Source organism: Ferruginibacter sp. (genome assembly GCF_028288465.1).
Classification (GTDB): Bacteria; Bacteroidota; Bacteroidia; order Chitinophagales; family Chitinophagaceae; genus Ferruginibacter.
In genome coordinates this window covers 13,065-35,236 of the sequence record NZ_JAQBNR010000071.1, presented here as the reverse complement: position 1 = coordinate 35,236, position 22,172 = coordinate 13,065, and the positions used below count along the sequence as shown (strand labels likewise).

The window sequence follows — 22,172 nt, the reverse complement described above, 5'->3', positions numbered from 1 at the left end:
CGTTCGGGTTACGCAGCCCACCGGGCTATAGAGGCGAATGCATCAAAATGAAAAATGCCGTGAACATGGAAAAAGTAAAGCAACCTAAAAAAATAAAGGGCTAACTTTTTTGAGTTCACAATAATACATTTGTAATACTTAATCCAATTCACATTATATTCCTTCAATAATAACAACATGAAAAGAAGATCGCTTATCAAAAATCTGGGTGGCCTGTTGCTGGCGCCAATATTACCGGTTCAATTGCCAACATCATTGCCACCGGTGCTGCGGGTAGCGCATCTTACCGATGTGCACCTGAAAGATGAATGGGATGCACCTGCCCGCTTCCGGCGCTGCCTGCAACATGTACAAGCGCAAAGCCCCGCTGTTGGCATGATTTTAAACGGCGGCGATATTGTATTTGATATGAATAAAGAAAACCTGCCCGCAATCAATGCGCAATGGAGTTTATATCATAGCATTGTAAAAAGCGCCTGTACATTACCGATACATTATGCCCTGGGCAATCATGATATCTGGTGGAGTGAAAACAACAAAGGCCAGGCTGTTTATGGCAAACAATTTTCACTTGACCAATTGCAGCTTTCCAAACCCTGGTATAGTTTTACGCAAAGTGGATGGAAATTTATTGTGCTGGACAGTGTACACCTGGATATTGACAACACCTGGTACATCGGTAAACTGGGTGATGAGCAGTTTAGCTGGTTACAAAACGAGTTGAAGTCAACCGCCGCAAGTATGCCCGTTTGTGTTTTATTGCATATTCCCATTTTAACCGCTACGCTGATGATTGAAGATGACATTGTAAACAAATGGGAAATGACAGGTGGTGACATGCATACGGATACGGCTAAAATAATCAAGCTGTTTAATGGTTACCCGAATGTAAAACTCTGCCTCAGCGGCCATGTTCATTTAAGAGACAAAGTAGTGTACAACAATGTAACCTATATCTGCAACGGCGCAGTAAGCGGCGCCTGGTGGAAGGGCAACAAAAGAGAAACCGCACCGGGTTACGGGCTGATTGATCTGTATGCTGATGGAAGTTTTACCGAGCAGTATGTAAATTATTAAAGCAGCTTAGATAAACAACATTTTTATCTTAATAGAAAAATGCCCATTGGTGATTTTCTTTTTTTGCAATGTCACACAAGCAGGATCATACCAGGGATAAATATTTTTTTCCATCCGGACGTCTGATGAATGATCACACTCCGGTGCGGTAGATGCAGAGATGAGGGTGGCTTCATTCAATTCAAAATCTCCTTTTACGCGATACAGACCCGATATTTTGTCACCAGACATACCGCCTTTGGCGTCTAACAACTCAGGCGGGTAAATCCTGAATTTGCCTATTTGCGCAGCTGCATTGGTCGCATACCCTGAAAACCACATCAAGGGGGAGTAAGAAAGCGTGCATAAGTGAGTACAGCCATTCAGGCCCCAATTATTGTCAAAGGTTGAGGTAAACTCGGGCAATGGAAAATGGTATGGAATAATGCATATAAAATCGAGTGTATCGTCCTTATTCATGCCTTCATATTTACCATGGCACTTAAAGCCCAATATAAGCGTATCCCTGATAATAAAAGCCTGTGGTTCCTGGTCGGGAAACAATGTTGCCGTTACATTGTAATTATCCACCCGGTAAGAAATGGTTTCATCCGGTTCTTTACCGGGAGGATTTTTCAGTTGTTGTACAGGCGATGGTGGTGTTGCAAAACAAAAAAAAGTTACACATACTGAAGCCATCATTAAGCCGCGGATATTTATTTTCATCAATGAAGGTGTTGGGTTAATGGTGGCAAATTACTGTAAAGTCTGATAGGTTTTGTTTATGTATCGGAATTCAAAAAGCAAAAATCAATATTTTTGAAAGAAGAAATCATCATCATGACAACAAAAGAAATAGCCACTACATTAGTAAACATGTGCCGCAATGGCCAGATAGAAGAAGTAAAAGAATTATTGTTTTCGCCAGATATTGTGAGCATTGAACCACGCGAAGGCTTGCTGCCACTGGAAACCAGGGGCATGGACGCCATCCGTGCGAAAGCAGCGTTGTTTGTATCGCATGTTGCGGAGTTTTATGGCAGCACCATCAGCGACCCGGTAGTGGCGGGTGATTATTTTTCCGTTGCCTGGGATACGGATCTGCAAATGAAAGGCGAAGAACGCAAAACCAATCATGAGATATGTGTGTATCATGTGAAGGATGGCAAAATAGTTTCGGAACAGTTTTTTTATTAAACTCACATCCCCTCATTTAAAATTCCGGGCATCCGGGAAAATATTTTCCTGCGCTATTTCCTTTGCGGTGGGTCTTTTGTGTTGTGCATGGGTGGGGATAGATTTTTCATCCGCATAAGCCAACGTAAGCACGTTCGGATCATGTTGCTGTGCCGCAGTTAACTGCCGTAAAAGTTTTGAAAAATCATGACATCGTTGTACAATTACATGAATCACTTCTCCTTCAATTTGTACTTTTCCTTCCACCATAATCAACCTGGATTGCAAAATTTCTTTACGGAATTTGTCGAACAGTGTTTGAAAAATTACGAGGTTGGAAAAACCGGTTTCATCTTCAATCGTCATAAAGCAAACACCTTTCGCAGTACCTGGGCGTTGCCTTACCAGCACCAGTCCGGCTACTTTTACAAGGGTGCCGTCTTTTAACGTTGACAACTGTCTGGTAGTAACAATGTGCAACTGGTTCAGCTTTTCTCTTACAAAACTCACCGGGTGCGCTTTTAATGATAAAGCTGTGGCGGCATAATCGTGTACCACATGTTCTGAAATACTCATCACTGGCAATACTATATTTTCACCGGCAGCATCTGCAGCAGGCTGGCCGGAAAACATTGCGTGCGGACGGTCCTTGGTAGATATTTCCCACAAAGCCTGCCTTCTGTCTAACCCAATAGAACGAAACGCATCGGCATCAGCTAATTTTTCCAGGGCGGCTTCGGGCAAACCAATATCCCGCAAAGCGTTGATACTGTTGTAGGGTAGCTTTCTGTTTGATACGAGTATGGCTATATCTTCCTGCCGCAATCCCTTTACCTGCCGGAAGCCAAGCCGCATAGCACAATACTTACCCGATTTTTCTTCCAGCAAATTATCCCATTGGGAATGGTTAATATCAACAGGTCTGATTTCCACTCCATGCTTTTTTGCATCAGCCACTATTTGCGCAGGCTGATAAAAACCCATGGGCATACTGTTTAACAAAGCGCAGGCAAAAACATCCGGATAAAAACATTTTAGCCAGCTGCTTACATACACCAGCAGGGCAAAACTGGCAGCATGACTTTCAGGAAAGCCATAACTTCCAAACCCTTCCAGTTGTTTAAATACCCTTATTGCATACTCCTCGCTATATCCCTTTTTTGTCATTCCCGTCACCAGCTTTTCCCTGAATTTCGACACCAACCCCTTTGCTTTAAAAGTAGCCATACTACGCCGCAATTCGTCTGCTTCTGCAGGTGAAAAATCTGCGGCAACAATCGCAATTTTCATTGCCTGCTCCTGGAACAAAGGCACACCCAATGTACGTTGCAGTATCTCTTTTAATTCGGGGGACGGATATTCTACTGCTTCTTCATTATTACGCCTTCTTAAATAAGGATGCACCATATCGCCCTGTATTGGGCCCGGCCGCACAATGGCTACTTCAATCACCAGGTCATAAAAGCAATTGGGTCTTAACCTTGGTAACATGCTTTGCTGTGCACGACTTTCTATCTGAAAAACACCAATGGTATCTGCATGAGAAATCATTTCGTACACTTCCGGGCGATCCTGTGGAACATTGGCCAAGGTAAGTTCGAGACCATAATGCTCTCCTGCCAGGTCAAATGCTTTACGGATGCAGGTGAGCATGCCTAATGCCAGTACATCAATCTTCATGAAGCCGAGCGCATCAATATCATCTTTGTTCCATTCAATGCAGGTACGGTCAACCATGCGTGCATTCATGATGGGAACGAGATCACTGAGTTTACCATTGGTGATTACAAAGCCACCTGTATGCTGACCTAGCTGTCGCGGAAACCCCATGAACTCCCGGGTAAGTTGCATTACTTTTTTCAGGTGCAGGTCACCGGGGTTCATGCCTTGTTCCGCCATGCCCTTACCTTGCCACATGTCATCAGTAAACTCCCAGACGGAACCGGAAATTTTATTGATGGTATCGACTGATAAACCCATGGCTTTGCCTACATCACGGATGGCTCCCTTCTGGTGTTGTTGTGTTACGGTAGCAACAATCGCCGCCCTGTCACGCCCGTATTTTTGAAACACGTATTGCATCACTTCCTCCCGTCGTTCATGTTCAAAATCCACATCAATATCCGGTGGTTCATTTCTTGCAGAAGAGATAAAACGTTCAAACAACAAATCAAATTTGATGGGATCAATTGAGGTAACCTCCAGGCAATAACAAACTGTTGAATTGGCAGCGGAGCCACGACCCTGGCAAAGAATTTTTTGGTGCCGGGCAAAACGCACTATATCATGCACCGTAAGAAAATAGGCGGCATAATTCATCTCCTCAATGAATTTCAATTCATGGTTAATCGAATCAATAGTCTTTTGGGAAAGATTGTCTCCGTAGCGCTTCTGCGCACCTTCCCATGCAAGCATTGTCAGTTCTTCCTGTGGCGTGCGGCCACCCGTAGTGATCTCTTCCGGGTATTCATATTTTAATTCGTTCAATGAAAACTGGCAGGCTGCTGCAATTTCTTCTGTGCGTCGGATGGCATCAGGATATTGCCTGAACAACCGCAACATTTCATCATTCGGTTTTAAAAATCTTTCTGCATTGGAATGCAACCGGTAACCAGCATTGTAAATGGTACATTTCTCCCGCACACAGGTTACAATATCCTGCAATTGTCTCCTGGCGGGTTCATGATAATGCACATCATTCGTAGCCACCAGCGACACACGAAATTGTGTTGCCAGTTGTGCCATCCGGAATAAATATTTACTGTCATCGCCCTGGTACCGGCGGGTTGCTGCCAGGTATAGATTTTCTCCAAAAGCCTGTTTGTATTCCTGCACAATATTTTTGAAAGCCTCTTCAAATTCAAATACTTCATTTAATTGCTCCGGTGGCAACAGGATAAATTTTATATCGTCAGCATATTCGTACACATCTTTTTTATACAAATGGCAGTCGCCTTTTTCTGCACGCCTGTTTCCAAGCGTTAGTAAATTACACAATTGCGCATAGGCTTTTTTGGTAGTTGGATAGGCTAACAGGGATACGCCATCCAACAGATCGAGCCTGCAACCAACAATGATGCGGATACCATTTTTTTTAGCTGCCGCATGTGCCCGTACAATACCCGCAAAACTATTGCGGTCAGTAATGGCAATGGCAGTATAACCCAATGCCGCTGCCTGCTCCACCATTTCTTCCGGGTGAGAAGCGCCCCTTAAAAAACTAAAGTTAGAAGTGACTTGTAGCTCTGTGTATTGCATTTGTATTTATAAAAATGAACACTGTATTTGTTAACGTTTCTGATGTTGGGAGGATTAAGAATTTAATAATCAAACGTATTAGTAATGCTATAAAAAGTAGCAGGCCTGTTCTTTATACTTAGAATGTAACAAGCCTAAGAATAGGATTACTAAAGCTGAAATTACTATGCACAAAAGCTCAACAAAGCTCCTTGACAGCAAACGGGCTGTATTCGTTGCTGTCTTGACTTTTTTTTGTTACTTTTTTTGTGTCAAGACAAAAAAAGTAAGCAGCCTGTAACAATTAAATAAAAAATTTCGATCTTAATATTTTATCTTCTTATTTCTTTTAAATAATAAATGCTTCCATTAACCTTATGCAAAAAAACCATGTAAATACCACCGGTAGGTTTTTTCCACATCATAATGACCGGACCGGAAAAGCCAATAGCGTTTACCTTCCTCATCTTCAACTATATAATAATCCCGGTGCCGCCCCTGCTGCAACCACCATTCCTGCTCAATACGCTCCGGACCGTCTGCCTTTATAATGGTGTGTAAGTTGCCCATATACCTGAAATTCATGGGTGGATAATCGGGAACCGGCGCCGTCACATTAATGAGTTGTGGCCTCGGCAATACATGCAACGGTCTCGGGTTGCTGACTTTCCACCCGGTAGCGAGAGCTTCGTTTAAGGCAGCCTTTTTAAAAGAACGTTCGGGCCAGTAATGTTCATCGGGTATAAAGCGGTGAATATGCTGTGCGCCAATCTTTCCGGCCATCCTGTCCAGCAATTCTGCCAGCTCAATATCATCCAATGCTCCTTTGTGCCCAAACAAATTTTTTTGTACGGTGGAAAGATCTTCTGTTGCAGTTGCTTCCAATATAAATAATTCTATCCCCAGGGCAGGTTCTATGGTGGCAATTTTTTCTTCAAATAATTTAAACAAATGCCTGCTGTTACAGGAAGGACGCAGGGTACCAATATCAACCGATATCATTTTTCCATCTACCCGGTAACATTTCAATATGGCCAGCCGAAGCCCTTTCTGTTCCTGCTGCAATCTGTTGCATACCGCATCCAGCAAATGCTGCAAGGCTATCTCAATACCCGTTGCGGTTACGATTGGTTCCAGGCAGGGCAATTTTTCCTGGTATGGTACAACGGGTTGTATTGGCTGAATGGTTTCTTCTTCCAAACCCAATGCCTTATCCAATTGGTTGAGTAATTCCTGGCCAAAACGCCGCCGCAAGGCTGTTCGTGGCATTGCAATAAACTGGTGAATTTGCCGCAGTCCCAGTTTTTCAAGGCGTTCAATTATTGTTGCTTCCAACCTTAGTGCCTGAGGTGGTAAATTAAGCAACGCATCGGCTTGCCGTGATGGTTCAACAATGTTTATCTTTTTACCAAACCGTACCATTGCCCATGCTGCGCCAATGGTATCTGCTATGGCAATGCTGATATCATAACCTATATGGTGTAACCGTTTGGCTATATCCGTTAAATACTGTTCTTCTCCACCCCACAAATGAGCGCAGCCGGTTACCTCCAGCAACAATCCATCAGGTGTATCGGTTGCAGCGGCCGGTGTGTACCGTATACACCATTCTGCTAGTCCGGTTAATAATATGGCCGCCCGCCCGGGCTCGTCATCAAAATATTGCAAATCTGTGATAATGGCCCTTGCATCTGCCAATACCATACCCGTATATACGCCTTGAATTTTTGCCGGTTCATTGGCGGCTGTGATTATCATCCGGCCATGATCGGGTAAAACCAATACAAAGGGTACCTGTTTCAAACTGGGTTGGCGGCGGGTAAGCCAATCCGTTTTTAACTGACGGAACCATATAGATACAAAACGTTTTGACATATCATCCCGTTTTTTGTTGTACCTGTAACGGAATGGCTGGTATGGAATTTACCTGCCTGAAGCGGCCTGCGACAAATTCAATGTCCCAACTTCCCGGCTTGCCGTTTCTTACTTTCAGGAGGGAAACTTTCCAGCGGGGAAAGCCTACACCGGGCATTCCTTCCGGCAGCCGGCTTCGTAAAGAAGTTATCTGCCAACGCGTAACACAGGCGGTAGTATTTAAACTGCGGGGATTGTTGCGTATAATAAAACCTGTTACCTTACTTTGCTCCACGGCCAACTGCAGCCGCCTTGAAGCGTTAAAACTTAATTCCTGCATTTCACCAATTACCGCCACTAACCCTTCGCATTTAAGCGCTTCTTCCATTGCCCAGCAAATTTGTTTTTCTTTCTGCAGATCGATAAAAATAATTTTATCCGGGGCTATGCCGAATGATTGATATGCCGGTGGAAAAATATTTTTGCAGGCACCTATCCATATCATCACCCCATCATCCTGTATTAGCTGAGCCAATACTCCTGCAACAAAACCTGTTGTAACAGCAACTGTTTCTTTACTATCACTTATAAATTCATGCATTACACCCAATGGAAAATGGTTGCCGGGAAAAGCATTTTTTATGGGACCAAGCGCCTTGTCCAAAGCAGTATTATTCAGGGCAGTTTTAAATCCCTGTAAAGGAAAAATATCCTTTTGCAAACGGGCAATAATATCGGCTTTGGTTGCTGTCATGTATAAATGAAGCTATACTTTCGGCATAGGTCATTTGCAATATTACTAAACTTTTTAGTAATTTATTAAGAAATTTGTCCCCCCTTAAGTAATCGGTACATCTTTCTGGTATTAATGGTAAAATAAAAAGACTGTTATTTTTTGGAGTATTTTTTTAACGGATTTCTTTTAGAATGAAAGACAGAAAATATAATCACTTGTTTCCGGCTTTCATCTATTGAGTAGATAATATAGAAAGGATATTTTTTAAGCGCAGTTTCCCGGAATTGTTTATAGGTAGTTCTGAATTTTTGAGGATCGGAGCAAATTACTTTAATTGCTACATCCATTTCCTTTACAAAGTTGATTGAAGCAGCATCACTTCTTTGCTTATACCATTTTAATGCATCGACGTACTCTTTTAAAGCAAGCGGTTCAAAATAATGCACGTAGTTCATTACTTTGATTGTAGTATTTTCTTTATTTGTTTTTTTGCAGCAACACCGGTTATCATTTTACCGCCATTTTTATAGTCGTTATAGCGCTGGTCAAGCGTGGCTTTTAGCTCATCCGTATATTCCAGAGCCGATTGCTCAATTTCATTTTCCAGCAAAGTATAAATGGCTTTTATTTTCTTATCATCAGCTACTTGTAGATAATCGGCTATTTTTTTTCGAAGGGCAATTGTTGTCATGAAAAATTAATTTGAAAAGTAAAGGTAAATTTTTCTTTTCTTTATAGATGGGGCTTTTGAGTGTAAATTATAACCCCCCATTAATCCAGATAAATTGTCACGGTCTATTATTGTCGCTCAAAAAAGAACACCCCTTTTTTGTTTGAAATGATAATGTCTTTCTTTTTATCTCTATTTATATCCTGAACAACCATACTTAATCCAACTCCCGAATTACTGTCAATCAAATGCGGAATCCATTGCGGATTTTTGCCGGGTACAAATTCAAACCAATATAACACTGCTGCTTCATGCCCGCCCGGGTCGCCGCCGTTATGTGCATAATACCGTTTGCCGGTGATAAGGTCAGGGTTGCCATCTCCATTGATATCTTCCAAAGCAAGGCAATGCGATTCTGAAAAAAGTTTGCTGATGGTATGTGTTATCCAGTTACTATTTCCATTGCTATCTTTTTGTTGTTCAAACCACCAGATACCGTAATCATGTGCTGAAGAACTGATGACATCCTGATCGCCATCCTTGTCAACATCCAGCACAAACATGTTGGCACAGTCTGCTCCAAAATTGGCTTCGTGAAATTGCCAGTTACTGTCTGTTACATTTACCGGCGATTGCCACCAGCCGGCTTTTATCATCACATCATTGCGACCATCTTTATTGATATCGCCCCAGCCAAGTCCGTGGGTGTATTTATCTGTTCCTCTTGATGGATCATTGCTGATTACGTGGCGTTGCCAAACAGTATCATTTTTTGCCTTTGGTGATTGTAACCAGATTACCTGTTTGCTTGTAATGTCATTGCAGATAATGTCCATTCGCCCATCTCCGTCCACATCCACGAATGCAGGATTTTCATTACCCGCTGTGGCTACAATCACATGACTTTGCCACAGACTATTTTTATTTTGTGGATTTTGGTACCAAACACAAATACCGCCCGGCTGATCAAATCGTATCAAATCCGGCCAGCCATCATTGTCTACATCCATACTATAATTTAAAAAGCTGGTACTGTATCCCGGTACGGGATTGAGTGTATCGGCATGAATGATATGCGGTTGCCAGCCCGGCGCCTGGTACCAGTAACGGCCTGCAAGAATATCCATTTTGCCATCTGTATTTACATCTGCTACGGCAACGCCTTCCGATACAAAAACAGGACTAATGATATGTTTTTTAAAAACAACGGAAGTAGATTTTTTTGCTGCCGGCTGAGCATCAGAGCTATATTTAAACGACCATAAAATGATACATAAAAAAATAACCCGGTAAAAAAAAGAAGTAGTTGCAGGCATTCGATCGCTGTTTAATTGTGAGAGTAATCTATTTTTTTTACCGGCAATTGCCGTATCAAAAATCAAAAAAGAAAAACCGTATTTAAACACATTATTACAAGCCTAAAAAAGCAATAGCAAAATTTATTTCTGAAAGGGCAAAAAATTACACTTCAACTACACATGTTCAGCTACCGGCGAATTTATCAAAAGTTCTTTAATGGCCTTTCCTTTTCCATCCGGAGTTGTATAAAAAGGACGTTTTTCAATTTCATATTGCGTGTCTTCCGGAATGCCTAAGGCATGATAAATTGTTTGATGCACCTGGTCTATCTTAACCGGGTTTTCGATGGTTTTGCAAGGCCGTTCTTCAGCCGTTTTTCCATACACAAATCCTTTTTTAATGCCACCTCCAAACATCAGCATTGAACAGCCATCTGTAAAGTGGCGGTGCATCCCGTAAAACTTCATATCAGGTAAAATATCCGGCTGAGCCACCTGCTCCTGCACTTTGGCATCCGGCCTTCCTTCTACCATCATATCTCTGCTGAATTCACTGGCCAGTATTACCAGTGTTCTGTCAAGCCGCCCGCTTTTATCCAGGTCTTTAATTAGTTGAGATACGGGTCCGTCAATCATTTTTTTCATATTCACCATACGGGTATGGCCATTCTCGTGCGTATCGAAACCTACAAAAGGTTCATATTCGGTTGTAACACTTATAAACCGGGCGCCTTGTTCCGTAAGCCTTTTAGCCATTAAACACCCGAGGCCAAAGCGGCCGGTATTGTAAATATCATAACTTTCTTTTGGTTCAAGGCTTAGGTTAAAAGCACTTGCCTCCGGCGAATTCAACAACATATAAGCCTGCTCCATGGAACGCTTCAGTGATTCTTTCTGGTAATCGCTGCCAAACTCTCCTGCCGGACTTTTGCTGATAAGCTCATTGTACAATTGGTTGCGCCTTTCAAAACGTTTAGCGCCCATACCCACTGGCGGCCGCACACTTTCCAAACCCTGTGTAGGATCGGGTATCATAAAAGGACCAAATTCATTACCCAGGAAACCGGCCGTATGAAAAGCTTTTAACTCTTCTGCTTCGCCCAAAGTAAAGCGCTGACCAATGTCAATAAACGCAGGAATCACCGGATTTTTCGGACCGAGTTCTTTGGCTATCCAGGCACCCAGGTGTGGAGCTGCTGCTGTTTGTGGCGGCTCATAACAGGTATGCCAGTGATACTGATGCCGGGAGTGAAGGATATGACCCATATCGGCCGCGACATATGAGCGAATAAGACTGCCCTTGTTCATTACACTGCCAATGTATTGCAGCCCTTCAGAAAAATGAATTCCATCCAGTGCCGTGGGCAAGGATTGAAACGTGCTCAGCACCCTGTTACCTTCCATACCTTTTTCATATGGCGTGAATCTTTTGGGGTCGAAGGTTTCCGTATGCGCCATGCCACCCGCCATCCATAGAAGGATGACTGTATCTGCAGTAGCGTCATTTAACTTTGATTTTTTGGCACAACCACTTAGCAGACTTGCCACAGGCGCTCCGGCTGCCAATGCTGCCAATGTGGCGCTACTGGCGGTTTTAAGAAAATCTCTTCTGTTCCAATGAGCATTCATACAGTTCAATTTATGCAATGAGCAAATATGTTATCATTCAGCAATTAATAAATCAATTGAAATTCAGGATGAAGGGCAATGGCCCATAAAAAATCCTGCACTGCGTCAACAGAAGGTGTATTGCCCAGCGCTGTTAATGCAACCTTTTCTTCTTCTTTCGATGGCAACCTGCTGATGGCCGCCCTGTAAACTTCCCTCGTCATGGTTAATGGATCTTTATATCGTTCCTTCCATTTAACAGCAGCTTTATGTAAGGCCTGGTTAAATTGTGCGCCATTGGTCAATTCCAGTGCCTGCAATAAGCTGGCCTGTGAGGTTCTGCTGGTAGACACTGTCTCCCTGTTTGGGCGTCCCAATGCCGTAAGAAAAGCATCATTTTTCACCAGCGATGCCCTTGCAAAAGGAATGTTCGGTTTTATGTTTTCCGGCATAAGGTTGAAAACAATCATGCTGTCTGCATAAACAGGTGCCAGTACCTGGCCAACGGCATCGGTAAATTCTTCTGCAGTTAGCCTTCTTGTTACCATTCCCTTAAACACAAAATCTTTGGTTGTAAGCAATCCCGGTTCCTTTACCGTTACCGAAGGCTGCTGATAAATTTGAGAAGTAAGGATGGTATACATCAGTTTTTTAATGTCATATCCTGAAGTTACAAAATCATATGCAAGCCAGTCCAGCAGATCCTGGCTCCACGGCTCATTGTCCATTACATCTACCGGTTCAACAATGCCCCGGCCCATTAGCTGGGCCCACATGCGGTTTACAAAAGTTCTGAACAGCCTGCCATTGCGGGGTTGCACCAGGCTGTCTGCCAATTGTTTTAATCTCTCCTTCCGGGGAGCATCCGGATTGATGTTGCCAAGCTCTTTAAATAATATTCTTCTGCCGGCCATTTTGCCGGTAGGTTTATCACAACGGTTTATCTCCAGTGTACTGTCTGAAAAAACGTTGGCAAAAGCATAGGCATCATCCAGCTTCCAGTCGCTTACAAAACTGTTATGGCAGGAAGCGCATTTAAGATTAACGCCAAAGAAAACCTGCGATACATTCTGCGCCGCCTGCATTTCGGTACGCTGGCTGGAGTTGATGGTGCCGCGCCATTGAATACCTTTTATAAATCCATCGGATTGTTTATCGGGGTTGATAAGTTCGCTTACAAAACGATTGTATGGCTTGTTTTCTTTTAGTGATGTGTACAGCCATTTGGTTATGCCAAACCTTCCGCCGGTAATATAGCCGGTACCGGAATAATCGTTGCGCAATGCATCGTTCCAAAAGCTTAGCCATTGCTGTGTATAATCGTCATTGCGGCTCAACAGCTGTTGCACCACCAGCGCTCTTTTATCAGGCCTGGTATCTTTTACAAAAGCATCCATACTGTCTGGCGGTGGTACCAGGCCGATGACATCCATATAAATACGGCGCAGGTAAATACGGTCTTCAACAGGTTTAGTCCAGCTTATTTTATGTTGTTTAAAATAGTTGTTTACAAACAAATCAACCGGTGAGGTAAGGTTGCCGGTAGCTGGTGGAACAGCAGGTAAACGGGGTGCCATTGCTGCTACCCGAAACAGGCTTCTTTCCGGTCCGTCAGGCCAGGGTGCGCCTTGTTTTATCCATAAAGTAAGGGTGGCTATTTCTGTTGCAGTAAGGCCTTTGCCTTTGGACGGCATCGCTTCTTTATCCCTGCGGGAAAGCGATATGCGGCGGATGATCTCACTTTTATCCGGATGCCCCGGCGTAAGAATGCTGCCGTTTTTTCCGCCTTTAAAAATGTATTGTTTACTATCCAGTCTCAGTTCTCCTTTCACTTTTGTTTCACCGTGGCAACTATAGCAATTATGCGCCAGTATGGTTCTTACCTGCAGGTTTAGTTCCTGTTGTTGCGAACTGTCCAGCGGACCTTTTATACCGGCAAAACTAACAGTGCTGTCAGTCCCTGTTCCTGCATCTTTACCAAATGGCAGCACACTGCTGAGATAGTCTTCGCCATGGGTTAGTTCACTTCCATAATGACCGGCTACAGTAACACCCAATACAGTTGCAGTAAGCAGTATAATTGAAAATTTACGTTGTTTTTTCAGATAGAGATAGTAAGTAGCACAGGCCAGTACCATGGTAGCAATTCCTGACCATTGATGCACCTGTAATACACTGCTGCCATAGGTTTCGGTATTGGATAACAACAGGCCCAGCACTACGGCTATCACGGATGAAATGGCACCCGTAGCAATTAATAACGGCACACTGCTGCGGAGCTGAAGGGATGCACGCTTCCATGAAATGAATTCAAAAAATAAAGCGATGTATAAAAGGCCAACTGGAAAATGTACAATCATTGGATGCAGCCTTCCTAAAAATGACCAAAGCCAGAAGCCTTCACCAGCCACCGCTTCATGGCCTTCTGCCGATGCCGGATTGATAATAGCTGATAAAAAAATCAGCAATGCCCCTATGCTGCAACTGGCAATAGCAAGACGTGAGAGTCGCCTTTTTTTAATAAATTTTTTTGATAGATTCATCTGGCTTCTGATCGGTTCTTTAAAGAAAAGTACGATGATTAATGCTAAATACCATACGCTATTTTAACTGTTAAGTCTCAGCTTATATTACTTCATAAAGACCGCTTTCACCGCATCAAGATACCCGTAACCGTATACGTTATCGGGTTCGAGGTAACTGGTTTCTGTCCATTCGTTCCAGCTGTTGATGGTAATCAGCGGAGCCTGGCGGGGATGGGCATCGATATAGTCTTTGGCCATTTGTAATCCTTTGGCAAAATTTGCGGGCGTATTGTTTTTCATCACAGCGCTCTTGCCTAACCTCGGGCTATTATCCCAGCCGATACTCACATGCGGATAATAGGTTAATTCAAAAGCCGTATCAATCCTGGCCCATTCTTTTTTTACTTTTTCCATGATATCCATATAATCATTATTCACGTCTAAAAAATGAACAAACTGGTAATGTGTAGCGCTGGTAAAGCCAAGTTTTTTTACAAATTCATTTTCAGGAGCTTTGGTCTTGCTTCCATCAAACCCGCTATAGTTAAGGTTTTGCGACCACATGGTTAATTGCAGTTCCAGCCCGGGAAAGCCGGCCCTTTTTGTTTCTTCCTTAAACCATTTGAGCGCTGCGGCTGTTTGTTCTACCCCACCAAGACCTGCAATCAGTTGTGGTACATCATAGATCATGAATACAGGCTTACCATCAATTTTATAATATTGCGGCAGCTTAAAATACTTTTCAATATTGCGTTTACAGATTTTTTCAAATTCATCCCTGCTCACCTTTCCTGTCCAGATTACATTGCCATCCTCCACTTTATTCAGTCTTGTATCCCATGTATTTACTACATCATGATTGGCCCACATCAGGTAAAATTTCATCTTATCTATATTGTCAGCTTTAAGAAAACCATTGTTCAATGTAGTTTCCATAAACGGGCGGCCGTCATACCAGTACCAGTCAAAAATGAACACATTTATCCCGTGCTTGGTAGCCTCATTGATCTCCATATTCATAACCGCCGGATCGGCTTCATTTACGGTTCCCCAAACAGGTTTCCGGTTCCAGTAATGACCAGGAAACCGTTGTTGCATGTTGGTAACTGTTTCCCATTCACCAATACCCGAGGGCCAGAATGGACGTAACCGGGGATCATCGCTGGCGTAAGCGGGATAGAGAAATGCAGCAACATCATATTTTTTATCAGCAGCCTGCTTCCTGTTTTGGGCAACGGCACTTCCGGCAATCAACAACAGCATTCCAAATATTACAAGCATTTTAATTTGGTACTTCATATTTTATTTTTTGATCAGCCTGTTCCTGGTACCATATCTTAAAAATATATCAGCGACCACCGGTTGCGATATTCTAATTGCATGGTGACCGCTGATGTAAAAGTTAAAGTAATTTATTCAGTAACCCGGATTTACTGTCAATTTGGGGTTATTGCTGGTATGTTAAATAATGATGGTGAAATAATAATTTTCCTGCCGGAATTGAGGAACATTTGATGCGCCATCAATATTATTAACACCCATCAACTAAAACTTGCCTGTTGTAACGCTAACAATGTAACGTATGCCGGTCAAAGGTTTTGATAACCCGGTAACAGCAGTCTGACACCTTCTTACATACTATTTGCAAACTATGATTTAAAAGTGAATTCACTATCCTGTTCTATCCTGCCTGAGATGCGATGCGTTGAATGATTGATAACCATTAGAGGCAGAAAAATGTAAATAGTTGCAGAGGCCGATCGATCGTTATCTGCAACAACAGTTTTAGCAATTTACCAAAATTAGAATAGCTATTGAAGTACAATTAATGACTATTGGGAGAAATCGGGCCTCGCTTGAAAACAAGAAGCCTTACTGGTAGAATTTTTGTAAGGCTATTATTCTTTAATTTTTTAAGGATGTGGTCCCGACAAGAATCGAACTTGTGTCTAAAGTTTAGGAAACTTCTATTCTATCCACTGAACTACGGGACCATTCCAGCAACCAGCTGCTGATAAACTTATTTTGGAGTGCAAAAGTAACAAACAACCCAATAGCTTCCAACATTGATTATTTGGACCGGTTTTGCCGCATCAAACAATCCCGGCGGCTTCTTTAAGATTCGTAATTTTCTTAGCCTTATCTTTGCCATCCAAATTTTTTAAGTATATGAAGTGGTTAACCCTGGTGATTAAATACCGTTTATGGTTGGGAGGAGTTTTATTGGCGCTGGCTATATTTACCAATGTCCAGGCTGGCTTCTGGCCTTCATTTGTATTGTACCTGGCCGCGGTAATACTAATTGTGGGTCATTTTATTTTTGGCCCCATGCGTCTGATACAGGAATGCATGGAAAGTGGTGATATTGAAGGAGCTAAAAAAGTTATAGATTCAATCTGGTTTCCTTCGTTGCTCATCAAGCCTATTCGTTCTGTTTATTATACCGTAAAAGGCAACCTGGATATGGCAGATCAGAATTATGAAGGCGCTGAAAAACATTTAAAAATGAGCCAGTCACTGATGGGTGGCGGTGGCATTTTAGGCGACCAGATGAAGCAGGCAGAAGGTGCCAATAAATTACAGCTGGGCATGCTCGCCATGCAAAAAGGTGATATGAAACAGGCAGAAAGCTATATCCGCGGCGCTATCCGTGCAGGTCTACCTGATAAGGAAAATGAAGCGGCGGCTTACCTGCAATTATCATCCATTATGATCAATAAAAGAGAATTCAGGGCTGGGAAAGAATACTTCAGAAAAGCAAAAGGACTTAAACCAACCACGCCTCAAATTGCCGACCAGATTAAGCAAATGGAAAAATATATCACCCGGATGCCAGGCTAAAGATTGTTTGACATCAGTCTTACATAAAAGGCCACAAAGAAATTTTCTTTGTGGCCTTTGTATTCTTAGCCCCGTTGTGTGAAATTAACGTTTACTCTACCAGCCGGATGGTCCAGAAATCATCACAGAGATGTGTATTGGTGATGTAGGCATAAGGCATCCAGAAATAACCTTTTATACCCCAGCCTGTACCCCAGCTGTTTCTTATTAATACCATCTGCTTTTTTTCATCATAACCAACTGCAAGAATGGCGTGGCCACCCACTACTTTTTCTTTGCTGAAATCGGGCATTGGCATAATCCCCTTTTTGGCCATTGCAGCCGTCATAAAACTTTCGTACACGGTAAAGCCAAAGGCAAAAGGATAGCCTTCTGCCAGGCAGCCTTTTAATATGCTGATATTGCTATTGCTGAGCCGCTGATAAGAAGTAATCTGGTTTTGCAGTGCATGGGAATAACAGGCGGCCGGTGGCTTTTTAGTAAACTTTGCGCCCGGAGTTGAATCATCATCATAGGTCCATTCAGCTTCTTTGCAGATGCCATCTTTGTTCAGCGATTTAATGCCGTCCCGCAAAAAGGCGCCACTGTCGCTGCTTTCAGTATGAATGGCTACCCTTTCGTTATAATACAAAAAAAGCCGGCTGGGCATAAAATCAGCCTTGCGTTGTTTCTTTTTACCAAACTGAAAAGCGCCGGAAAGTGCATTGGCAGTGCAACTACCCAATCCGCCCTGGTTATATACCGGCGGACAGGTTGGGCGCAGGTCTACCTTTGCCGGCATTTTCTGCATTAATTTCAGCGGAGCTGCATACATAAAATCCCTCGCATCGGGCAGGTCGGGTAACCAACCCATTTTAAAAACTGGTTTGTTTGTTTTCTTTGCCATGTTGATCTGTTTTTAATATAAGAAATGCTGTTAGTATGTTGATCTGATACCTCCACATGTTCACCACTGCGGTGCTCACATGTGTAGCCATTGCCTTTCTGATTTCGGAGTGGATTTAGTACAATGTGCAATTGCATCATTGCCTCAGGATTGCAGCCTGGTAATTGTTATTCCCTGCTGTTAAAAATTAGTAGTTGTATTGCTGCAGGCTTCAATCAATTATCCTACAAGATAGAAATCCTTCAAGGCAATGTCAATACCACAAACAGTTTATTTTTATAGCGTTAACAAGCCATTAATCACCGGTTACATGCAAAAAAATACCCGTTATAAAAATAACGGGCTATCAAAATTGCGTGTGCTTAAATAAAATACAGCGAGTGTAGCTATACAACCATCTTTCCAAACATGGCTTCAACAGCAGTAAACCGGTAATCAAATATCCCCTTCAATTGCTTTTTTACAAACAGAGAATTGGCAATGTCTCCAAAAAACCAAAATGGCATTTTGTAGTGCACGATATCCGTCATTTCAACACCACCATGTACGGCTTTAAAATGATGCTGGTGATGCCATAAACTGTAGGGACCAAAACGCTGTTCATCCACAAAATATTTTTTGTCTTCTACATGTGTAATTTCCGTCATCCAGTATAAAGGTATACCCAGCAATGGTTTTACGGTATATTCAATTATCTGCCCGGGGTACATTTTATCGCCATGGTATTTGGAAACTATATTAAACCCCATGGCATCAGGTGTAATTTTTTGCAGGTTGGCGGGACTGCTGAAAAAGTCCCAGGCTGCATCAAGGGTAATGGGTAATTGCTGTACGGTTTTAAGGGAGTAGACTTTGCTCATTTTTATATTTTACCCTACAACAATATTAAGTGTGTTTTGTTTTATGTTTTGTCCATCACCCTTGGCGGTGTTTAACTCCCGCCTGCGGTTAAGTACAGAAAAAAGTTGAACATAGTTATAAAAGTTAACCATCAGTCAGCATCATAAATGAATGCTGCATCCATAAAAATTTTAACGCTACCGGCAGGCTTGTTATCTTTAATCAATTTCCCCCGGAGATTATTTTTTAAGTTAAACCGTCCTGCAACAGAACATGCAAACATATCAACAACAACTACAACAAAAATTCAACGAAGAATATAAAAAGCTGAACGAACAGCAACGTATTGCCGTAGATACCATCGAAGGTCCGGTAATGGTGATTGCTGGCCCGGGCACGGGCAAAACGCAAATTCTTGCTGCGAGAATTGGTAAAATATTATTGGATACGGATGCCCTGCCTGAAAATATTTTATGCCTTACTTACACCGATGCAGGCGCTATTGCCATGCGACGCAGGCTGCAGCAGTTTATCGGCGCAGATGCTTACAAAGTAAATATTTACACCTTCCATGCTTTTTGCAATGATGTAATACAGGACAATTTGCCGTTGTTTGAAAAGAATTCGCTGGATGCCATTTCCGAACTGGAGAGCATACAATTGTTTAAAGCGCTGATAGATAATTTTAAGAAAGAACATCCGCTGAAACGATACCGCGGCGATGTATATTATGAAGTAAACAACCTGCGTAATTTATTCAGTAACATGAAAAGAGAGGGCTGGACGCCTTCCTTCATCAATGAAAAAATAAATGATTTTATAAAAGATTTGCCGCTACGGGATGAGTTTGTATATAAAAGAAAATATAAACAATTTAATGCCGGTGATATCAAGCAGGATAAGATTGATGAAGAAATAGATAAGGCCGAAAAGTTACGTGCGGCGGTAAATGAGTTTGAGAATTTTCAGCGATTGATGCGCCAGAAAAACCGCTACGATTTTGATGATATGATCAATTGGGTGATTGCTGTTTTTGAAAACAACCCGAATGTTTTGTCCGATTACCAGGAAAGGTTCCGGTACATACTGGTAGATGAATTCCAGGATACCAGCGGTACACAAAACAGGCTGGTGCAGCTGCTCATCAATTACTGGGATACACCGAATGTATTTGTAGTGGGCGATGATGACCAAAGTATTTACCGTTTCCAGGGGGCCAATGTGGAGAACATGCTGGGCTTTGCAGATCAGTATGTATCGGTTTTAAAAACCGTGGTACTCACCAATAACTACCGCAGCACTCAACCCATACTGGATATATCAAAAACGCTGATCAACAAAAATGAAGAGCGGCTGGTAAAACAAATTGAAGGCCTCAGCAAAGAATTGATCTCATCCCGGGAAGGCCTGAAATCCTTGCTGCACCTGCCGGTTATTACAGAGTACAATTCCGTGAGGGATGAATTGGCCGGCATTACCAACCAGGTAGAGGCATTATTACAGGAGGGGATAGACCCCGGAAAAATTGCCGTCATCTACAAAGAAAATAAATATGGCGAAGAACTGGCGGCTTACCTGCGGTTAAAAAAAATACCCATCTTCAGCAAGCGTTCGGTTAATATTCTGGAACATCCTTTTGCAAAAAAAATCATCGAAATACTGCGCTACTTAAATGCCGAACATGATATTCCCTATGGCGGCGATAAAATGCTATTCGAAATACTGCATTATGATTTTTATTTAATTCCACCTATTGAAATTGCAAAAATTACGGTGGAAGTGAATAAGAAGCGGTATAACAATGAACAAACATCTATTCGTAAATTATTGTATGATAAAGCAACAGCAAGGCCTAAAGATTTATTTGATACCGGCATCAATGAAAAACTAAAAAACTTTAGTGGCATCATTGAAAGATTGATTGCTGATGTATCGAATGTAACCCTGCAGCAGTTGTTTGAAAAGATCATTCATGATGGTGGTGTGCTCACCTACATTATGCAAAGTGATGAAAAGGTGATGCTGATGCAATTGCTTACCAAACTATTCGATTTTATAAAAGATGAAACAGCACGCAATCCCTTTTTAAATTTGGATGACCTGGTGAAAACAATCGATCTTATGCAAAAAGAGGAATTGAAGTTACCTCTCACGCAGGTATCAGGAAGTGATAAAGGTGTAAACCTGCTAACGGCGCACGGCAGTAAAGGGCTTGAATTTGAATACGTATTTTTTGCGGGCATCAATGCTTCCAGCTGGGAAAAAAAACGCAAGCCGGCTGGGGGTTATAAAATGCCGGATACGCTGTTTTCAACACAACCAAAATCAAGCGAGGAAGAGGAATTACGACGACTGTTTTATGTAGCACTAACCCGTGCGGAAAAGCATTTGCATATTTCTTATGCCAAATATAAAAACGATGGTAAAGAAATGGAACCCTCCATGTTCCTGGCAGAAATTTTAGAACAGCATATTTTGCCGGTACAAAAAGTTACTTTAACAGATGAAGAAATGTTGGCGTTTCAGCAACTGCAGTTCACCGCACAGGCGCCGGAAATTGAAAAAAGCGAGGCCGATTTTATCAGTGGTTTACTGGATAAATTCGTGATGAATGTAACGGCGCTGAGTGCTTACCTGGATTGTCCTTTAGGCTTCTATTATAAAAACCTCATCCGCATACCGGCGGGCAAAAGCGAAACGCTGGAGTTTGGAAGTGCCATCCATCATGCGTTGGAAAAATTGTTCACCAAGATGCTTGCCAGCGAAAGCAAAACCTTTCCGCCAAAAGAAGAAGTAGTGGCTGACTTTAGCAGGTACCTGCGCAAACACCGGGAAAATTTTACAGAAGAGGAATTTCAGCGGAGAATGGAACAAGGCTCCATGGTATTGCCGGAATACTATGACACATACATCAATACCTGGAACAAGATTGTAACCGTTGAAAGAAACATACAAGGCGTAGTTGTAAATGGCGTACCACTAAAAGGCAAGCTGGATAAACTTGAATTCAACGGCAAAGAGATTAATGTAGTTGATTATAAAAGCGGCAATGTTGACAATGCGTTACCGAAAATGAAAGGCCCAAATGATAAAGACCCCAATGGTGGCGATTACTGGCGTCAGGCGGTATTTTATAAAATACTGGTTGATAATTATGGCCAGAAAGACTGGAAGGTGATCAGCACCGAATTTGATTTTGTTGAACCCGATAAAAAGAAACAATACCGCAAAGAAAAAATCATCATCACCCCGGCTGATACTGAAACTGTAAAACAACAAATAAAAACAGTATGGGCAAAAATACAGGCCAGGGAATTTTATACTGGCTGTGGTAAACCCGAATGCCACTGGTGCAATTTTGTAAAAGACAACAAGCTGGCAGTCGCATTGCATGATCTGATTGAAGAAGAGGAGGAAATAAACCCTTAAGTCAATTTTATGATTC

General features: G+C 42.3%; 16 protein-coding genes and 1 tRNA gene. 4 read left to right on the top strand and 13 right to left on the bottom strand.

Annotation, left to right across the window (positions count from 1 at the left end; genetic code table 11):
• Positions 1 to 177 precede the first annotated feature (177 nt).
• Positions 178 to 1,077, top strand: a complete 900-nt coding sequence (locus JWR61_RS26685) for a metallophosphoesterase (RefSeq protein ID WP_301930696.1) — start codon at positions 178 to 180, stop codon at positions 1,075 to 1,077.
• 6 nt (positions 1,078 to 1,083) lie between these two features.
• Here the strand turns inward: JWR61_RS26685 and JWR61_RS26680 are convergent, their stop codons facing one another.
• Positions 1,084 to 1,782 (bottom strand): hypothetical protein, encoded by a 699-nt coding sequence (locus JWR61_RS26680; RefSeq protein ID WP_301930695.1) that lies wholly within the window; start codon positions 1,780 to 1,782, stop codon positions 1,084 to 1,086.
• Between the two features lie 93 nt (positions 1,783 to 1,875).
• Between JWR61_RS26680 and JWR61_RS26675 the strand changes: the two genes are divergently transcribed.
• Complete coding sequence (locus JWR61_RS26675; protein ID WP_301930694.1) at positions 1,876 to 2,253, top strand: nuclear transport factor 2 family protein; 378 nt, start codon at positions 1,876 to 1,878, stop codon at positions 2,251 to 2,253.
• 12 nt (positions 2,254 to 2,265) lie between these two features.
• Here JWR61_RS26675 and JWR61_RS26670 read toward each other — a convergent pair whose 3' ends face one another.
• From JWR61_RS26670 to JWR61_RS26625, 10 genes are all read right to left on the bottom strand, one after another.
• Positions 2,266 to 5,490: an error-prone DNA polymerase gene (locus JWR61_RS26670; RefSeq protein WP_301930693.1), complete on the bottom strand. Its 3,225-nt coding sequence runs from the start codon at positions 5,488 to 5,490 to the stop codon at positions 2,266 to 2,268.
• Positions 5,491 to 5,844: 354 nt separating this feature from the next.
• Positions 5,845 to 7,344 carry a DNA polymerase Y family protein gene (locus tag JWR61_RS26665; RefSeq protein WP_301930692.1) on the bottom strand — a complete coding sequence of 500 codons (1,500 nt, stop codon included), beginning with the start codon at positions 7,342 to 7,344 and terminating at the stop codon, positions 5,845 to 5,847.
• Position 7,345: 1 nt separating this feature from the next.
• Positions 7,346 to 8,077 (bottom strand): ImuA family protein, encoded by a 732-nt coding sequence (locus JWR61_RS26660; protein ID WP_301930691.1) that lies wholly within the window; start codon positions 8,075 to 8,077, stop codon positions 7,346 to 7,348.
• 134 nt (positions 8,078 to 8,211) lie between these two features.
• Complete coding sequence (locus JWR61_RS26655) at positions 8,212 to 8,514, bottom strand: type II toxin-antitoxin system RelE/ParE family toxin (RefSeq protein WP_301930690.1); 303 nt, start codon at positions 8,512 to 8,514, stop codon at positions 8,212 to 8,214.
• Positions 8,514 to 8,750 carry a hypothetical protein gene (locus JWR61_RS26650; RefSeq protein WP_301930689.1) on the bottom strand — a complete coding sequence of 79 codons (237 nt, stop codon included), beginning with the start codon at positions 8,748 to 8,750 and terminating at the stop codon, positions 8,514 to 8,516. Before JWR61_RS26650 ends, JWR61_RS26655 begins: the two co-directional genes overlap by 1 nt.
• Before the next feature lie 107 nt (positions 8,751 to 8,857).
• Positions 8,858 to 10,045 (bottom strand): VCBS repeat-containing protein, encoded by a 1,188-nt coding sequence (locus JWR61_RS26645; protein ID WP_301930688.1) that lies wholly within the window; start codon positions 10,043 to 10,045, stop codon positions 8,858 to 8,860.
• Between the two features lie 156 nt (positions 10,046 to 10,201).
• Positions 10,202 to 11,656: a DUF1501 domain-containing protein gene (locus JWR61_RS26640; protein WP_301930687.1), complete on the bottom strand. Its 1,455-nt coding sequence runs from the start codon at positions 11,654 to 11,656 to the stop codon at positions 10,202 to 10,204.
• Between the two features lie 44 nt (positions 11,657 to 11,700).
• Positions 11,701 to 14,178 carry a DUF1549 domain-containing protein gene (locus JWR61_RS26635; protein WP_301930686.1) on the bottom strand — a complete coding sequence of 826 codons (2,478 nt, stop codon included), beginning with the start codon at positions 14,176 to 14,178 and terminating at the stop codon, positions 11,701 to 11,703.
• 87 nt (positions 14,179 to 14,265) lie between these two features.
• Positions 14,266 to 15,459: a glycoside hydrolase family 99-like domain-containing protein gene (locus JWR61_RS26630; protein WP_301930685.1), complete on the bottom strand. Its 1,194-nt coding sequence runs from the start codon at positions 15,457 to 15,459 to the stop codon at positions 14,266 to 14,268.
• 623 nt (positions 15,460 to 16,082) lie between these two features.
• Positions 16,083 to 16,154 (bottom strand) — tRNA-Arg (locus JWR61_RS26625).
• A 175-nt stretch (positions 16,155 to 16,329) separates the two neighbouring features.
• Between JWR61_RS26625 and JWR61_RS26620 the strand changes: the two genes are divergently transcribed.
• Entirely contained in the window at positions 16,330 to 17,001 is a 672-nt protein-coding gene (locus tag JWR61_RS26620; RefSeq protein WP_301930684.1) for a M48 family metallopeptidase, read from the top strand.
• A 91-nt stretch (positions 17,002 to 17,092) separates the two neighbouring features.
• Here the strand turns inward: JWR61_RS26620 and JWR61_RS26615 are convergent, their stop codons facing one another.
• Together JWR61_RS26615 and JWR61_RS26610 are read right to left on the bottom strand one after the other, a co-directional pair.
• Entirely contained in the window at positions 17,093 to 17,887 is a 795-nt protein-coding gene (locus tag JWR61_RS26615; RefSeq protein WP_301930683.1) for a C1 family peptidase, read from the bottom strand.
• Positions 17,888 to 18,273: 386 nt separating this feature from the next.
• Positions 18,274 to 18,747 (bottom strand): SRPBCC family protein, encoded by a 474-nt coding sequence (locus tag JWR61_RS26610; RefSeq protein ID WP_301930682.1) that lies wholly within the window; start codon positions 18,745 to 18,747, stop codon positions 18,274 to 18,276.
• A 253-nt stretch (positions 18,748 to 19,000) separates the two neighbouring features.
• Here JWR61_RS26610 and JWR61_RS26605 point away from each other — a divergent pair, with 253 nt between their 5' ends.
• Positions 19,001 to 22,156 carry an ATP-dependent DNA helicase gene (locus JWR61_RS26605; protein ID WP_301930681.1) on the top strand — a complete coding sequence of 1,052 codons (3,156 nt, stop codon included), beginning with the start codon at positions 19,001 to 19,003 and terminating at the stop codon, positions 22,154 to 22,156.
• Positions 22,157 to 22,172: the final 16 nt, after the last annotated feature.

Excerpts from the sequence above, each read along its gene's own strand:
- JWR61_RS26685 (WP_301930696.1), top strand. The coding sequence starts at position 178 with ATGAAAAGAAGATCGCTTATCAAAAATCTGGGTGGCCTGTTGCTGGCG.
- JWR61_RS26680 (WP_301930695.1), bottom strand. The coding sequence starts at position 1,782 with ATGAAAATAAATATCCGCGGCTTAATGATGGCTTCAGTATGTGTAACT.
- JWR61_RS26670 (WP_301930693.1), bottom strand. The coding sequence starts at position 5,490 with ATGCAATACACAGAGCTACAAGTCACTTCTAACTTTAGTTTTTTAAGG.
- JWR61_RS26665 (WP_301930692.1), bottom strand. The coding sequence starts at position 7,344 with ATGTCAAAACGTTTTGTATCTATATGGTTCCGTCAGTTAAAAACGGAT.
- JWR61_RS26660 (WP_301930691.1), bottom strand. The coding sequence starts at position 8,077 with ATGACAGCAACCAAAGCCGATATTATTGCCCGTTTGCAAAAGGATATT.
- JWR61_RS26655 (WP_301930690.1), bottom strand. The coding sequence starts at position 8,514 with ATGAACTACGTGCATTATTTTGAACCGCTTGCTTTAAAAGAGTACGTC.
- JWR61_RS26650 (WP_301930689.1), bottom strand. The coding sequence starts at position 8,750 with ATGACAACAATTGCCCTTCGAAAAAAAATAGCCGATTATCTACAAGTA.
- JWR61_RS26645 (WP_301930688.1), bottom strand. The coding sequence starts at position 10,045 with ATGCCTGCAACTACTTCTTTTTTTTACCGGGTTATTTTTTTATGTATC.
- JWR61_RS26640 (WP_301930687.1), bottom strand. The coding sequence starts at position 11,656 with ATGAATGCTCATTGGAACAGAAGAGATTTTCTTAAAACCGCCAGTAGC.
- JWR61_RS26635 (WP_301930686.1), bottom strand. The coding sequence starts at position 14,178 with ATGAATCTATCAAAAAAATTTATTAAAAAAAGGCGACTCTCACGTCTT.
- JWR61_RS26630 (WP_301930685.1), bottom strand. The coding sequence starts at position 15,459 with ATGAAGTACCAAATTAAAATGCTTGTAATATTTGGAATGCTGTTGTTG.
- JWR61_RS26620 (WP_301930684.1), top strand. The coding sequence starts at position 16,330 with ATGAAGTGGTTAACCCTGGTGATTAAATACCGTTTATGGTTGGGAGGA.
- JWR61_RS26615 (WP_301930683.1), bottom strand. The coding sequence starts at position 17,887 with ATGGCAAAGAAAACAAACAAACCAGTTTTTAAAATGGGTTGGTTACCC.
- JWR61_RS26610 (WP_301930682.1), bottom strand. The coding sequence starts at position 18,747 with ATGAGCAAAGTCTACTCCCTTAAAACCGTACAGCAATTACCCATTACC.
- JWR61_RS26605 (WP_301930681.1), top strand. The coding sequence starts at position 19,001 with ATGCAAACATATCAACAACAACTACAACAAAAATTCAACGAAGAATAT.